Source organism: Ureibacillus thermosphaericus, assembly GCF_002370195.2.
Taxonomy (GTDB): Bacteria; Bacillota; Bacilli; order Bacillales_A; family Planococcaceae; genus Ureibacillus; species Ureibacillus thermosphaericus.
The window spans coordinates 1,642,902-1,658,061 of record NZ_AP018335.1; the positions used below are offsets into that span (position 1 = coordinate 1,642,902).

Consider the following 15,160-nt stretch of genomic DNA (forward strand, 5'->3'; position numbering starts at 1 on the left):
CTTCCTTTATTAGGGATTTTTGAGTGTGTGGTTACCTCATAAATACCCTAATTTTAAGGGGGTGGCAAGTTTTTTTTATATAAAACTAGTTATATCAACAAAAACGTAAGTTTTATTAAGTAATTTTTGACAATACGACAATAAAAAGGAGGAGTTTTTTATGAAAAAAGTATTGGTTCTTGGTGCTTCAGGGAATATGGGTTCTTCACTTGTAAAAGAATTTTCCGATCGGGGAATCGAAGTGAAAGCTTTTGCACGAAATAAGGAGAAATTGCTGAGGCTATTCCACAACGAAGAACGAGTGGAAGTGGTGCAAGGAGACTTATTTAATCAAACCGATTTACTTAAAGCAGCCCAAGATGTGGATTTAATCGTCCATTCAGTGAATATCCCTTATCAAGAATGGAAAAAACTTCCTGTATTAATAGACAATGTTATTCAAACTGTAAAAAAGTACAACATAAAATTTGCTTATGTTGATAATATATATGCTTATGGTCGAAGTGTTGGCAAAAAAATGACGGAGGATATGCCGAAAAATCCTCATACTTAAAAAGGGAAAATCCGATTGCAATTAGAAAACATAATCAAGAATTCCGAAATTACATATACAATTGCCCATTTCCCGGATTTTTACGGTCCAAATGCGGACAATACCACATTAAATACAACCATCAGTGCCGTTATCAACAATAAAAAGGCCATGTTTATAGGGAATCCAAAGTTGGCGAGGGAATACATTTATTTGCCTGATGGAGCAAAGGCTTTTGTAAACTTAGTATTGAATGAAAAGGCTTATGGGCAAGAGTGGAATATTCCTTCTTACGGTCCGATTACCGGGGAAGAAATCATTCAAATGATTCGAGAGTTTACGGGATATGATAAAAAAATCTCCATTGTAACGAAAAGAATGGTTCAAATGGTAGGATTATTCAACCCATTTATGCGTGAATTTTCGGAGATGTTTTATTTAATTGATGAACCTGTTATTTTAAGCGGTGAAAAATATGAGCGGGAAATCGGTCCCCTACCAAAAACATCATACTATGATGGACTAAGAGAAATTTTTCAAATAAAATAAAAAAGCTAAGTTAATCTTCTAATAACGGATAAATACGTTATAATTTTTTAATCATGTGTTATAATTGGAGCATAGCTTTATGAAAGGTGTGACTTACCTTGGTGCGTAGTATGACTGGTTTTGGCAGAGGTGTCACAACTACGAATGATTATCAACTGACAGTAGAAATTCGATCAGTGAATCATCGCTTTTTAGAAATTTATACAAAATTTCCAAAAGAGTGGTTAGAGGCAGAACTGCTTGCAAAAAAAATCATATCTCAATATGTAAAACGAGGGAAATTTGATTGTTTAGTAAACTTAAAACTTACTGGTGAAGAAGTAAAAGATTTTAAAATTAATTGGTCTCTTATTGAAGCCTATAAAAATGCAAAAGATGAACTTCGCCAAGTAATCCCAATAGATGAGCAATATTCTATGCAAGAAGTGCTATCATTAGAAGGTGCACTTTTATATGAAAAAAAAGAGTTAACACCAGAAGAGATTGCATCTAGTGTTGAAATTGCTGTCCGAGAAGCGATGGAAAAATTAGTAGAAATGCGAGAGCGAGAAGGACAAGAATTAAAACAAGTGTTGCTCGAATATAATGATGAGCTTAAAGCGCAAGTAAAATTTATTCGTGAACATTCGCAAGATGCAGTAAAAAAACATCGAGAAAAATTGACAGAAAGATTAGCAGAAATTGCAAATGTGGAAGAAGTAGAAGATAGAATACTTGCTGAAGTCGCTATTTTCGCTGATCGGATTGATATATCGGAAGAATTGGATCGACTTGAAAGTCACTTCCAGCAGTTAGAAGAGACGTTAGAAGAACCTTTTTCCATAGGAAGAAAATTAGATTTCCTTATGCAAGAAATGCTCAGAGAAATTAATACAATTGGGTCGAAAAATCAGTCTGTAATCATTTCACCAGTGGTTGTTCAATCAAAAACTATTTTAGAAAAAATGCGAGAACAAGTTCAAAATATTGAATAAGCTTGGAAAGGTAGTAATAAGGGAGAGTATGAAATCGATGAAAAAAGAGCGCGGATTATTAATTGTTCTTTCTGGCCCATCTGGTGTTGGGAAAGGAACAGTAAGAAAAGAGCTTTTTAAACAACCGAATACAAATTATGAATACTCCATTTCAATGACAACTCGAAAACCTCGTGAGGGAGAAGTCGATGGAGTCGATTATTTTTTTAAAACTCGAGAAGAGTTTGAAAAATTAATCGAGGAGGGAAAACTATTAGAGTATGCTGAATTTGTAGGCAACTATTATGGCACCCCTCTCGATTATGTAAATGAAACATTGGATGCAGGCCGCGATGTTTTTTTAGAAATCGAAGTTCAAGGAGCGGCTCAAATTCGCGAAAAAGTTCCGGAAGCTCTTTTCATCTTTTTAGCACCTCCTAGTTTGTCGGAGTTAGAAAGACGATTAATAGGTCGCGGTACAGAAACGGAAGAAATTATTCAAAAGAGAATTGAAACTGCAAAAGAAGAACTTGAAATGATGAGTTTATATGATTATGTTGTAGAAAATGATGAAATTCAAAAAGCTTGTGAAAAAATAAATGCAATCATCATGGCTGAACATTGCCGCCGTGAACGTGTTGAAAAAAGATATTTATCGATGTTGAAAGGAGAATGATGATGTTATATCCATCCATTGATGTGTTGAAAGGAAAAGTAGACTCCAAATATTCATTAGTTAGTTTAGCATCAAAACGTGCCCGTCAATTACAAGAACTTGGAAACTTTAAATTGTCTGAGTATAAATCACATAAACCAGTTGGGAAAGCGTTGGAAGAAGTTGCTGCAGGTTTATTAGAAATGGAAATCCAAGATGCTAACAAAGTTTATTCTGATGAACAATAGAAGTAAAATTTAATGTAAAACTACGAGTAGCTCCCGGAGAAACATTCTTTGGGAGCTTATCCTTTGAAAGGGTGAAAGTTGATGAGTCGAAAAATTTTACTAGGAGTGTCTGGCGGTATTGCGGTTTACAAAGCAGTAGCATTAGTAAGTAAATTAACTCAAGCAGGGTTTCAAGTAAAAGTAATGATGACCGAATCAGCGATGAAATTTGTTACACCCCTTACTTTCCAAGTAATGTCAAAAAATGATGTGTATATTGATACGTTCGACGAAAAAGATCCAAGTTCAATTGCCCATATTGAATTAGCTGACTGGGCGGATTTAGTGATTGTTGCACCTGCGACAGCGAATATCATTGGTAAACTTGCCAATGGAATTGCTGATGATATGTTGACAACAACACTGCTCGCTACAACGAGCCCAGTATGGATTGCCCCAGCTATGAACGTGCATATGTATGACCATCCTGCTGTAAAACGCAATATCGCACAGCTTGCAAGAGACGGCTATTCCTTTATTGAACCATCAGAAGGGTATTTAGCTTGTGGATATGTTGGTAAGGGACGATTAGAAGAGCCGGAGAAAATAACGGAGTTGGTGATTCAATATTTTGAAAGAGAAGAGAAAAAATGATGATTGCCGAAGTCATTGTTGACGTGTCCGCATATCCAGTCGACCGCCCTTTTGATTACTTCATTCCAGAACAAGTAGAAGAGCTTATTGAATGTGGTTGTCGAGTAAAAGTGCCTTTTGGAAATCGGAATGTTCTCGGATTTGTTGTTGGGATAAAGAATGAGACGGATGTTCCGTTAGATAAAATTAAGCCAATCGCGTCATTACTCGATATTGAGCCGGTATTGACAAGTGAAATGCTTCAATTGGCAAAATGGTTGAAACAAGAAACGATTTGTTATGAAATCGATTGCTTACAAGTAATGTTGCCATCAGCACTTAGGGCAAAGTATGAAAAAATGGTCGTTCTTCAAACTAATGTAGAAAATTTAGATGAACCTTTAAAACATTACTTCCAAAAGTCGACAAAAGTGAACTATAAAGAATTTGAGAAAAATAATTTGCTCATCCCTTTAAAAAAAGCGTTAAATAAGAAATTACTTTCCCTTGAAAATGTAGTTAAACAAAAAGGCCAAGTAAAAGAAATTAGAAAAGTAAAAGTTTCAGATAATCTTCAACTTCTTCAAGAAGTATATGATAAGTTATCCAACCGTGCCAAAAAACAAAAACAACTGCTTTTATGGATGAAACAACACGTTGGGGAAATATTGGAACCTGATTTTATTTACAAGGAAACAAACTGTTCCCCTCAAGTGTTACAAGCAATCATTGAGCAAGGTGCTGCTGAATTTATATTAGAAGAAGTGTATCGAAATCCTTTTAAGAAGGATGTTAAAAAAACAGATTTTTTAACTTTAACAGAGGAACAAAAACAAGCATTACATAAAATTGTAGAAGCGATGGACAATCGTTCCCCTGAAACGTTCTTATTACATGGGGTAACCGGAAGCGGTAAAACGGAAGTTTATTTGCAGGCAATTCAGCATTGCATTCAGCAAGGTAAAGATGCGATTGTACTTGTTCCAGAAATTTCCCTCACTCCGCAAATGACAAATCGCTTCCGTTCAAGATTTGGTGAACTTGTTGCGGTGATGCATAGCGGTTTGTCGATCGGTGAAAAGTACGATGAATGGAGGAAAGTTCATCAACAAAAAGTGAAGGTTGTTGTTGGTGCGCGATCCGCAATATTTGCTCCCTTTGAAAATGTAGGACTCATCATCCTCGATGAAGAGCATGAATCGTCTTATAAACAAGAAGATACACCGAGATATCATGCAAGGGATGTTGCCATTTGGAGAAGTAAATATCATCATTGTCCAGTGATTTTAGGAAGCGCTACGCCAAGCCTTGAATCCTATGCTCGTGCTAGAAAAAACGTGTATAAATTATTGACATTAAAAGGGCGTGCATTAAATCAACCCCTACCGACTGTTGAAATTGTTGATATGAGGGAAGAATTAAAAAAGGGAAATCGTTCCATGTTTTCTGAAAAATTAACTGAGTCCATTCGTAATCGGTTAAAAAAGAAAGAGCAAATCGTGTTGTTTTTAAATCGGAGAGGGTATTCTTCCTTCGTTTTATGCCGAGATTGTGGAACGGTGATGCAATGTGAAAATTGTGATATTTCCTTAACATATCATCGTTACAATGAAAAATTAAAATGCCACTATTGTGGATATGAACAGTTTGTACCAACAATTTGTCCAGAATGCGGTAGCGACCATATTCGTTATTTTGGAACAGGTACTCAAAAAGTGGAAGAAGAATTGATGAAACTCTTTCCAGAGGCAAGGGTATTAAGAATGGATGTAGATACGACAAAACAGAAAGGTGCACATGAGGCGATATTAGAGAATTTTGGAGCTGGCAAAGCGGATATACTGCTCGGAACTCAGATGATTGCCAAAGGATTGGACTTTCCAAACATTACCCTTGTTGGTGTACTAAGTGCCGATACTTCGCTGCATTTGCCAGATTTTCGCGCAGCTGAGCGGACATTCCAACTGCTTACTCAAGTAAGTGGTCGTGCGGGTAGAGCGGAAAAGCATGGTGAGGTAATTATTCAATCCTACACACCGGAACATTATGCAATTGAACTTGCGAAAACCCAACAATATGAACCATTTTATGAAAGAGAAATGATGGTTCGCCATGGTGCGGCATATCCACCATATTATTTTATAGCACTCATCCAAATAGCACATGAAGACGTATTGTTAGCAGCAGAATATGCTAATAAATGTGCAGAATTTCTTCGTACACATCTTTCTTTTAATGCTTCTATTATTGGACCCACGACAGCAGGCATCGTTCGTCTGCTAAATAGATATCGCTATCAATGTTTGATAAAATACAAAATAGAGCCGAATTTAATTCCAACATTTTTACAGTTAATGAAAATATATCGTACGGATTGGATAAAAAAGGGTGTCGTATTAACAATTGATTTAGACCCCTCCATGATTTAAATAGAAAGAGGTTACCTAATGATTAGAGAAATCGTAAAGCATCCGGCAAAAGTATTAACACAGCCATGTAAAGAAGTAACAGTAATTGATGAAGAGATTATCACTTTATTAGATGATATGTACGAAACGATGGTTGAATATGACGGTATGGGTATTGCTGCTCCTCAAGTTAATGTTCCCCTTCGTATTGCTATTGTTGAGTTAGGTGAAGAGCGAACGTTGATCGAAATGATTAACCCTACAGTCATCGAAACGGACGGTTCATCAGTGGACATCGAAGGTTGTTTAAGTTTCCCTGGGCTTTATGGAGAAGTGGAAAGACCGAATTATGTTAAAATTGAAGCCCATGATCGAAACGGTCAAGTATATCAATTGGAAGCAACGGATTACGATGCTCGCTGTATTTTACATGAAATTGACCATTTAGATGGCATTTTATTCAATTCTAAAATTACACGTGTCTATACTGAAGAAGAATTAGAGGAAATGTTCGAGGAGGAGGAAGAATAAAATATGACAAAAATCGTATTTATGGGCACTCCGGAATTTTCAGTTCCTATTTTGCGCATGCTTCATGAAGAAGGATATGAAGTTGCAGCAGTCGTCACGCAACCGGACCGTCCTGTTGGAAGAAAACGGGTGCTAACTCCTCCTCCAGTAAAAGAAGAAGCCCTTCGTTTAGGATTAAAAGTTCTTCAACCTGAGAAATTAAAAGGTTCTGATGAAATGAGCGAATTAATTCATATGAATCCCGATTTAATTGTTACTGCTGCTTATGGTCAAATCTTGCCGAAAGAGTTGTTGGAAGCGCCAAAATGGGGATGCATTAATGTGCATGCATCGCTATTGCCAAAATATCGCGGTGGTGCGCCGATTCATCAAGCCATTATTGACGGAGAAGAGAAAACAGGCGTTACCATTATGTATATGGCAGAAAAATTAGATGCGGGTGATATCATTTCCCAAAGAGAAATCCCTATTGAAGAAATGGACCATACGGGCATCATGTTTGAAAAACTGAGCCTTTTGGGAAGAGATTTATTAAAGGACACGCTTCCTAGCATCCTAAATGGTACAAATGAACGCATTCCGCAGGATGAAACAAGAGCGACTTTTGCACATATTATTACAAGGGAACAAGAGCGAATAGATTGGACAAAAAGTGCGAGAAGTATTTATAACCAAGTGCGTGGCCTACATCCATGGCCTATTGCCTATACAACCTTTAAAGGTGACAATGTGAAAATTTGGTGGGCAAAAGTAGGTGACTCACAAGTTACAGCTCGTCCTGGTGAAGTGGTGAAAATTGAAAAAGATTATTTTGAAGTGGCTACTGGTGAAGGAACCCTTGCAATAATCGAATTACAACCTGCAGGTAAAAAACGCATGTCAGCGGAAGATTATTTACGTGGCGTGGGTTCAAAATTGCAGATTGGAGATTTATTTGAATGAGAAAGAAGAAGAAAAGTATTCATATTTGGGATGGTAATGTGCGAGATGCGGCGTTAAGCATACTACTTGCCGTAGACAAGAACCAAGCATATTCCAACCTATTATTAAACCAAACAATCAATAAATATCATATTGAAGCAAAAGATCGGGCCTTGCTGACGGAATTAACCTATGGAACTCTTCAATATAAATATGCCTTGGATTATTATTTAGAACCGTATATTCGTGGCAAAATAGAACAATGGATTCGATGGCTTTTAAGACTTTCGGTTTACCAAATGGTCTATTTATCGAAAATTCCTGAGCATGCAATTGTTCATGAAGCTGTAGAAATTGCCAAAAGGAGAGGCCATAAAGGGATTGCTTCCATGGTGAATGGTATTTTGCGATCTATCACCAGAATGGGCATTCCGTCGCTAGAAAAAATAAAAGATTCGATTGAGCGTATAGCTATAGAAACAAGCCATCCTAGATGGATTGTAGAAATGTTTGTTGACTCATATGGACTAGAAAAAACGGTTGCTATGTTAAAAGAGAATAATATTCCTCCGAAGCAAACTGTCCGAGTGAATACTTTAAAAGCTACAGTAGGTGAAGCAATAGAGTTATTAGCTCAAGAAGATATTCAAGCAGAACAAAGTAAAGTAATTCCACAATGTTTAAATCTATTAAATGGACAAGCTGCTAGAACGGAAACTTTTCGACAAGGCATCATAACGATTCAAGATGAGAGTTCAATGATGCCAGCAATCGTTTTAAATCCAAAGCCGGGCGAACGGGTACTAGATATGTGTGCCGCTCCTGGTGGAAAAACGACTCATATGGCAGAAATCATGAAAAATGAAGGTTCCATTCTTGCAACGGACATTCATCCTCATAAATTAGATTTAATTGAAGAAAACTGTGCAAGGCTTGGAATTAATATCGTTGAAACAGCGCCAATTGACGGTAGGAAAGCAGTGGAATTATTACAGCCTGAATCATTCGATGCAATCCTTGTTGATGCACCATGCTCTGGATTAGGTGTAATGCGTCGAAAACCGGATATCAAATATACAAAAAGAGAAGAGGATTTTGACCGCTTACATGAAATTCAATTGGAGCTGTTAGATAATGCTGAAAAATTATTAAAACCTGGTGGAAGACTTGTGTATAGCACATGCACAGTCAGCAAAAAAGAAAATGAAGGAACAGTCGAAGCATTTTTAGCGTCTCACCCTGAGATGAAACTTGTACCAATAAACCATTTGCCAAAGCAATTACTAGAAGCACAGCACGAAGGCATGCTGCAAGTTTTTCCACAAGACTTTGGAAGTGATGGTTTCTTTGTTGCTGCCTTTGAAAAAGTTAAGTAAAAAGGAGAATCCTATTTAATGGATAACGCTATTTTTAATGAACGTATAAATGAATTAGTTGAACATGCAGAATCATCACAGAAACGTGTAAAAAAAGAAAAACCACAATTAAAAGAATCCATTTATTCATTAACATTGGATGAATTAAAACAATGGTTGAATGAAAATGGAGAAAAGCCATTCCGTGCTACACAAATTTATGAATGGCTTTATAATAAGCGGGTTAAAACTTTTGATGAAATGACAAATTTATCGAAGCAATTGCGAGATAAACTTAAAGAAAACTTTGCATTTACAACCCTTTCAACGATTGTAAAACAAGAATCAAAAGATGGAACAATCAAATTTTTATTTCAATTACAAGACAACTATTCCATTGAAACGGTATTAATGCGCCATGACTATGGAAACTCCGTCTGTGTGACAACGCAAGTGGGTTGTCGGATTGGTTGTACTTTTTGTGCGTCAACTTTAGGCGGATTAAAAAGACATTTGCTTGCAGGAGAAATCGTTGAGCAAGTGGTCAAAGTGCAACAAACGTTAGATGAAGTCGGAGAAAGAGTATCCCATGTGGTGATTATGGGAATCGGTGAACCATTCGATAATTATGATGCAATGATGAAGTTTTTAAAAGTCATCAATCACGAAAAAGGCTTAAATATTGGAGCGCGTCATATAACTGTTTCTACCTCTGGTATAATACCTAAAATTTACCAGTTCGCGGATGAACAATTGCAAATTAATTTCGCATTGTCTCTTCACGCACCAAATCAAGAACTGCGTGAACGTTTAATGCCGATTGCTAGAGCGTATAAGTTAGATAAATTAATGGAAGCAATACGCTATTATACGAATAAAACTGGACGCCGTGTCACATTTGAGTATGGGTTGTTCGGTGGTGTAAACGATTCTATTGAGCAAGCAGAAGAACTAGCCCAACTGATAAAAGGAATTAAAAGCCATGTCAATTTAATTCCCGTAAACTACGTACCAGAGCGAGATTATGTGCGTACTCCAAGAAATCAAATATTTGCCTTTGAAAAAGCATTAAAAAAGAATGGCATCAATGTAACAATTCGCAGAGAGCATGGCTCAGATATTGATGCGGCGTGTGGGCAATTACGGGCGAAAGAGAGAGTTCACGAGACGAGGTGACAATTGTGAAGTTTACGGTTGAAAGTGATGTAGGGAGAAAAAGAGTTGTTAATGAAGATAGGGCAGCTTTTTTAGAGCGCCCTGATTCATTAAAACTTGCTTTATTAGCTGATGGAATGGGTGGTCATAACGCTGGTGATGTTGCAAGTGAAATGGCAATTCAAGAAATGTCCAATTATTTTCTACAGGCAGAATTTCAAAATGCAACGGTGGAAGAAAAGCGAAAGTGGATGCAGGAAGCCATATCAAACATCAACAAAAAAATTTACAACTATTCCTTAGAACACGAAAACTGTAAAGGAATGGGAACGACATTTATAGCGGTGTTGATTGACCATAATCATTGTTTAATTGGTCATATTGGAGATAGTCGAGTATATCATTTTACATCAACTAGCGTTGACTTAATAACTCGTGATCATTCGTACGTTAATATATTAGTAGATAGTGGAGAAATCAGTGAGGAAGAAGCACAAAATCATCCGCAAAAAAATTTTATTGTGAAAGCTTTAGGCACAGAACCCACCATTGAACCGGATTTTTACGAGCTAACCCTGAAGGAATATTCTTATTTACTTATCTGTTCAGACGGGTTAAGCAATAAAATATCAACGGAGGAAATGGCTGCCATCATTACTTATCCGATGCCTATTGCTGAAAAAGGTCGGAAACTAGTGCAATTAGCAAATGATAGCGGAGGAGAAGACAATATTTCCCTCATTCTATTAATGATGACTGAAGAGGAGGTGTAAATTATGCTTGAAGGTAAACGCATTAATGATCGCTACAAAGTTCTTGAACTCATTGGCGGCGGGGGCATGAGTTATGTGTATCTAGCCCATGACGTTATATTAAATCGAGATGTGGCCATTAAAGTGTTGCGTTATGATTCAACAAATGAAGAAGAAAGTATGCGCCGCTTTCATCGGGAAGCTTTATCTGCAACAAGTTTAATGCATCCGAATATCGTCAGTATTTATGATATCGGCGAAGATGGCGATATGCATTATATTGTTATGGAGTATGTAAAAGGGAAAACGCTAAAGCAGTACATAAAAGAAAACGCACCGCTTTCTCCTGCTCGAAGCGTTCAAATTATGAAACAACTAACGAGCGCCATCAGTCATGCCCATGAAAATCAAATTATACACCGGGACATCAAACCGCAAAACATTTTAATGGATGAAGCAGGTAATGTGAAAATAACAGATTTTGGGATTGCTACTTCCCTTGCTGCAACAAGTTATACAAAAACGAATTCAGTCATTGGGACAGTTCATTATTTGTCTCCTGAACAAGCACGCGGCGGAATAGCAACGAAAAAATCAGACATTTATGCACTAGGGATTGTGTTATATGAGTTGCTAACTGGAGAGGTACCCTTCTCTGGGGAATCCGCAGTATCAATTGCTTTAAAACATTTGCAAGCAGAAACACCTTCTGTTCGTAACTTCGATGCATCCATTCCACAAAGTTTAGAAAATGTCATTTTAAAGGCGACAGCAAAAAATCCTGACCATAGATATGCTTCAGTGGAAGAGATGGCAGCGGATTTAGAAACGGTATTATCTCCCTCTCGGCAACATGAACCGAAATTTCACCCTCTTGTTGATAATGAAGAAACGAAAGCTATTCCAGTTATAAAAGATGTAATGCCGATCGATGAATTGGCAAAAACGAAAGAAATAAAACCGATCATTTCAGATCATAAAAAGAAAACAAAAAATGAAGAAGTGGAAAAGAAACCTACAAAACTAAAGAAAAATAGAAAAAAACTTTGGACAATCATCGGGGCAGCTGCTCTTGTTCTCATCATTGGACTAATTGGACTCGTTAACTTGATGATGCCGGATAAAGTTGAGATACCGGACGTTTCAAATATGGAAGTGGAAGAAGCTACTGAGATTCTAGAAAAGGAAGGATTTGTCATCGGTGAAATCCGTGAAAAGAATTCCGATGAAATTGAAGAAGGGCTAGTCATAGAAACTGATCCAAAAGCTGGTTTATCAAGAGTAAAAGGAACAGAAATTGATTTAATCATTTCAATTGGCAACGAAAAAGTTGAAATGAACGATTATGTAGGAAAACAATTAAATCAAGTTCTTTCCATCATTAGTGAAGAATTTAAGGATGTAAAAATCATCGAGGAATATTCAAATCAACCGGAAGGGATAATCATTGGTCAAGATCCAGCACCGGGAGAAGAAGTTGTTCCTGAAGATTCAATTGTAACGCTTACAGTTAGTAAAGGGAAACAAATTGGAACTGTCAGTGATTTAACAGGCTTTAATCAATCTGCTATGAGGGAATATGAAAAGACTTCAGGATTTAAAATAAAAATTGTCGAAGAAGTGTATTCAGACGACATTCCAGCTGGAAGCGTTGTATCACAAGATCCTAAGCCGAACACAAAATTAGAAATTGGAGAATCGGTGAACGTAGTAATATCAAAAGGACCAAAACAAAAACGCGAAAAATTATACGTAAAAGAAGTTGTGATACCGTATGATCATGCATTAATGGGTGAAGAACAAATAGTTAGAATTTATATTCAAGACAAATCTAATACGATGGATAAACCGTATGATGAAATTAAAATTACTGAAGATACGACTTATCAAATTCAATTAGTAATTCAAGAGGGTTCAACAGCATCCTACATGATTGAAAAAGATTCGGTAATTATTGAAAAAGATACAATACCATTTGAAAGAGGAGATTAAGGAGGAATTGGATGCCTAATGGGCAAATTCGAAAGGCTTTAAGTGGATATTACTATGTATATGATGAAGGAAAATTATTGCAATGTCGAGGACGAGGGGTATTCCGTAAGCGAGGGGAACAGCCTCTCGTCGGCGACTTTGTTGAATATGAGAAAGTGGAAGAAGGATCTGATGGTGTTATAAAGAAAATTTTTCCGCGAAAAAATGAATTAATACGACCACCTATTGCAAATGTTGATCAATCATTGCTCGTATTTTCTGTAAAAGAGCCTGATTTTAATACAATTTTACTAGATCGTTTTTTAGTAATATTGGAATCTCATCAAGTGATCCCAATCATTTGCTTAACTAAGATGGATTTGTTGACGGAAAAAGAAAAAGATGAAATAAATTCATATATCAAAATCTATAAAGATATTGGCTATGAAGTGGTAGATACTTACAAAAACGATCCAACATTACTAGATAGATTAGAGCCGATCCTTAAAGGAAAAACAACAGTATTGGCAGGACAATCTGGAGTTGGAAAGTCTACATTATTAAACACTTTAATTCCAAATCTCAATTTAAAAACAGGGGAAATATCCCAAAGCCTTGGAAGAGGAAAGCATACGACAAGACATGTTGAGTTAATCGAAGTTGCTGGTGGACTTGTTGCAGATACACCAGGATTTAGTTCTTTTGAATTTGACCATCTTGAAAAAGAGGATTTAACAACTTGTTTTCCTGAGTTTGAACGAAAAAAAGATGAATGCAAATTTCGTGGGTGTCTTCATTTGAAAGAACCAAAATGTGCCATAAAGGCTGGGGTTGAAACTGGAGACATTCTAGAATTTCGTTACGAACATTATTTACAATTTTTGCAAGAAATAATAGATCGAAAGCCGAGGTATTAGTTATGATAAAAATAGCACCATCCATATTATCAGCGAATTTTGCGAAATTAGGGGACGAAGTAAAGGAAGTGGAGGAAGCTGGAGCAGACCTTATTCATATTGATGTAATGGATGGTCATTTCGTTCCTAATATTACAATGGGTCCTATCGTTGTGGAGGCTTTACGTCCCGTTACAAAATTACCGTTAGATGTGCATTTAATGATTGAAAATCCAGATCAGTATATTGAGGCATTTGCAAAAGCTGGAGCAGATTGGATTTCTGTTCATGTCGAAGCTTGTCCACATTTACATCGCACGATTCAACTAATTCGTTCTTTTGGTGTAAAACCTGGAGTAGTATTAAATCCGCACACACCGATTGAAATGATTCAACACGTTTTAGGAGATGTAGATTTTGTATTGTTGATGACGGTGAACCCTGGTTTTGGGGGACAAAAGTTTATTGATAGCGTTGTGCCCAAAATTGAAGCTCTCTCCAAAATGATTAAAGAAAACGGATATAATGTAGAAATTGAAATTGATGGCGGCATTACGGAGGAAACAATTATTCCGTGTGCGAAAGCGGGAGCGACGATTTTTGTAGCTGGTTCAGCTATTTACAATAAAGAAGATCGAAAATCTGCGTTGCATGCTATTAAAACGAGTGGTGAGGCTGCAATTCAACAATGAAAAGAGTATTAATTTGTGCTGGCGGTCCAAAAAACGAATTATGTTCATTTGAAATGTATGCTAAAGAAAAGGACATGTATTTTATTGGTGCAGATCGCGGCGCACTTTATTTGCTTGAAAAAGGAATTGTTCCAGATGAAATCATCGGGGATTTTGATTCATTATCGAAGGAAGAATGGAAAATAATTCACTCTAAAGTAAAAAAAATTGAAAAGTATCGCTCAGAAAAAGATGAAACTGACACCGACTTAGCACTGCTAAAAGCTGTTTCCTACAATCCAAATGAAATATTGATTACAGGGGTAACTGGTGGACGCTTGGATCATTTTGAAGCGGCTCTTCGTTCTTTATATAAAATGAAGGCACAATGTCCGCATATTGAACATAGAATTATTAATAGCCACAATGAAATTAGCATACTGTTACCAGGAACGCATACGATTTATCGGGATGAAAGATATCGTTACCTTTCATTTTTCTCTTTTATACAAGCGGTAGAAAATGTGACGTTACGCGGTGTGAAATATGAGACAACGCGGGAAAGGATTGAAGTGGGTTCTAGCCGATTTACTAGCAATGAGCTCATAGGGGAGCAAGGTTATATCTCCTTTTCATCAGGCATATGTTTAATGATAAGAAGCAGTGACTTATAAGGGGGTCTCAGTGTGCGAGTTTATACTTTTCAATTGCCAAAGTTTTTAAGTAATCTTACCCGTTCTTGCATCAATTTGTTCTCAGGCAGTAATAAAAAGAAAAAAAGAAAAGAGTAGTTTATCGTATTCATCTGTTATGATCTTTGATTATTTTGGTCTAGGTCCCAGTAAAGGGGCTGTCTGAAAAGCAATTTGAGACGGTCTTTTTGTGACTGTCGCGCACGCATAGTTACAGACAAGTTGCGACAAGGATAGTGAAAACTTTGTTTTGACTACT

13 protein-coding genes and 2 pseudogenes are annotated in these 15,160 nt (G+C 36.7%); all 15 read left to right on the top strand.

Translation table 11 applies throughout. The features are described 5' to 3' along the window. Positions 1–160 precede the first annotated feature (160 nt). The 15 genes and pseudogenes from UtA1_RS07865 to UtA1_RS07935 all read left to right on the top strand — a co-directional run bounded on the left by UtA1_RS07865 (position 161) and on the right by UtA1_RS07935 (position 14,883). A pseudogene (locus tag UtA1_RS07865) lies at positions 161–1,081 on the top strand (NAD(P)H-binding protein). Positions 1,082–1,179: 98 nt separating this feature from the next. Then, positions 1,180–2,055, top strand: coding sequence for a YicC/YloC family endoribonuclease (locus tag UtA1_RS07870; protein WP_016837472.1), 876 nt, complete (start codon positions 1,180–1,182; stop codon positions 2,053–2,055). Positions 2,056–2,092: 37 nt separating this feature from the next. After that, positions 2,093–2,710: a guanylate kinase gene (gene gmk / locus UtA1_RS07875; protein WP_016837471.1), complete on the top strand. Its 618-nt coding sequence runs from the start codon at positions 2,093–2,095 to the stop codon at positions 2,708–2,710. Between the two features lie 2 nt (positions 2,711–2,712). Continuing rightward, positions 2,713–2,937 carry a DNA-directed RNA polymerase subunit omega gene (rpoZ, locus tag UtA1_RS07880; RefSeq protein WP_096550616.1) on the top strand — a complete coding sequence of 75 codons (225 nt, stop codon included), beginning with the start codon at positions 2,713–2,715 and terminating at the stop codon, positions 2,935–2,937. An 81-nt stretch (positions 2,938–3,018) separates the two neighbouring features. Next, positions 3,019–3,564 (top strand): annotated as a pseudogene (gene coaBC, locus UtA1_RS07885) (bifunctional phosphopantothenoylcysteine decarboxylase/phosphopantothenate--cysteine ligase CoaBC); the annotation flags it as partial. Between the two features lie 5 nt (positions 3,565–3,569). After that, positions 3,570–5,978, top strand: coding sequence for a primosomal protein N' (priA, locus tag UtA1_RS07890; RefSeq protein ID WP_096550618.1), 2,409 nt, complete (start codon positions 3,570–3,572; stop codon positions 5,976–5,978). An 18-nt stretch (positions 5,979–5,996) separates the two neighbouring features. Continuing rightward, on the top strand, positions 5,997–6,488 hold the full coding sequence (gene def, locus UtA1_RS07895) for a peptide deformylase (protein ID WP_096550619.1): 492 nt from the start codon (positions 5,997–5,999) through the stop codon (positions 6,486–6,488). Positions 6,489–6,491: 3 nt separating this feature from the next. Then, complete coding sequence (gene fmt / locus UtA1_RS07900; protein ID WP_096550620.1) at positions 6,492–7,430, top strand: methionyl-tRNA formyltransferase; 939 nt, start codon at positions 6,492–6,494, stop codon at positions 7,428–7,430. Next, on the top strand, positions 7,427–8,785 hold the full coding sequence (rsmB, locus tag UtA1_RS07905) for a 16S rRNA (cytosine(967)-C(5))-methyltransferase RsmB (RefSeq protein ID WP_096550621.1): 1,359 nt from the start codon (positions 7,427–7,429) through the stop codon (positions 8,783–8,785). The genes fmt and rsmB overlap by 4 nt, the downstream gene beginning before the upstream one ends. 18 nt (positions 8,786–8,803) lie before the next feature. Further along, positions 8,804–9,940: a 23S rRNA (adenine(2503)-C(2))-methyltransferase RlmN gene (gene rlmN / locus UtA1_RS07910; RefSeq protein WP_096550622.1), complete on the top strand. Its 1,137-nt coding sequence runs from the start codon at positions 8,804–8,806 to the stop codon at positions 9,938–9,940. A 5-nt stretch (positions 9,941–9,945) separates the two neighbouring features. Beyond that, entirely contained in the window at positions 9,946–10,692 is a 747-nt protein-coding gene (locus tag UtA1_RS07915) for a Stp1/IreP family PP2C-type Ser/Thr phosphatase (protein WP_096550623.1), read from the top strand. 3 nt (positions 10,693–10,695) lie between these two features. Beyond that, entirely contained in the window at positions 10,696–12,663 is a 1,968-nt protein-coding gene (pknB, locus tag UtA1_RS07920) for a Stk1 family PASTA domain-containing Ser/Thr kinase (RefSeq protein ID WP_096550624.1), read from the top strand. Positions 12,664–12,674: 11 nt separating this feature from the next. Further along, entirely contained in the window at positions 12,675–13,559 is an 885-nt protein-coding gene (gene rsgA, locus UtA1_RS07925) for a ribosome small subunit-dependent GTPase A (RefSeq protein ID WP_096550625.1), read from the top strand. Between the two features lie 2 nt (positions 13,560–13,561). Next, positions 13,562–14,230, top strand: a complete 669-nt coding sequence (gene rpe / locus UtA1_RS07930; protein ID WP_096550626.1) for a ribulose-phosphate 3-epimerase — start codon at positions 13,562–13,564, stop codon at positions 14,228–14,230. Beyond that, the gene (locus tag UtA1_RS07935; protein WP_096550627.1) at positions 14,227–14,883 is read left to right on the top strand and encodes a thiamine diphosphokinase; all 657 of its coding nucleotides are present in this window, start codon (positions 14,227–14,229) and stop codon (positions 14,881–14,883) included. Before rpe ends, UtA1_RS07935 begins: the two co-directional genes overlap by 4 nt. The last annotated feature ends 277 nt before the right edge of the window (positions 14,884–15,160 follow it).

What these genes read in the sequence shown, in the direction of transcription:
- gmk (WP_016837471.1), top strand. Translation starts at nt 2,093, where the DNA reads ATGAAAAAAGAGCGCGGATTATTAATTGTTCTTTCTGGCCCATCTGGT.
- rpoZ (WP_096550616.1), top strand. Translation starts at nt 2,713, where the DNA reads ATGTTATATCCATCCATTGATGTGTTGAAAGGAAAAGTAGACTCCAAA.
- priA (WP_096550618.1), top strand. Translation starts at nt 3,570, where the DNA reads ATGATTGCCGAAGTCATTGTTGACGTGTCCGCATATCCAGTCGACCGC.
- def (WP_096550619.1), top strand. Translation starts at nt 5,997, where the DNA reads ATGATTAGAGAAATCGTAAAGCATCCGGCAAAAGTATTAACACAGCCA.
- fmt (WP_096550620.1), top strand. Translation starts at nt 6,492, where the DNA reads ATGACAAAAATCGTATTTATGGGCACTCCGGAATTTTCAGTTCCTATT.
- rsmB (WP_096550621.1), top strand. Translation starts at nt 7,427, where the DNA reads ATGAGAAAGAAGAAGAAAAGTATTCATATTTGGGATGGTAATGTGCGA.
- rlmN (WP_096550622.1), top strand. Translation starts at nt 8,804, where the DNA reads ATGGATAACGCTATTTTTAATGAACGTATAAATGAATTAGTTGAACAT.
- pknB (WP_096550624.1), top strand. Translation starts at nt 10,696, where the DNA reads ATGCTTGAAGGTAAACGCATTAATGATCGCTACAAAGTTCTTGAACTC.
- rsgA (WP_096550625.1), top strand. Translation starts at nt 12,675, where the DNA reads ATGCCTAATGGGCAAATTCGAAAGGCTTTAAGTGGATATTACTATGTA.
- rpe (WP_096550626.1), top strand. Translation starts at nt 13,562, where the DNA reads ATGATAAAAATAGCACCATCCATATTATCAGCGAATTTTGCGAAATTA.
- UtA1_RS07935 (WP_096550627.1), top strand. Translation starts at nt 14,227, where the DNA reads ATGAAAAGAGTATTAATTTGTGCTGGCGGTCCAAAAAACGAATTATGT.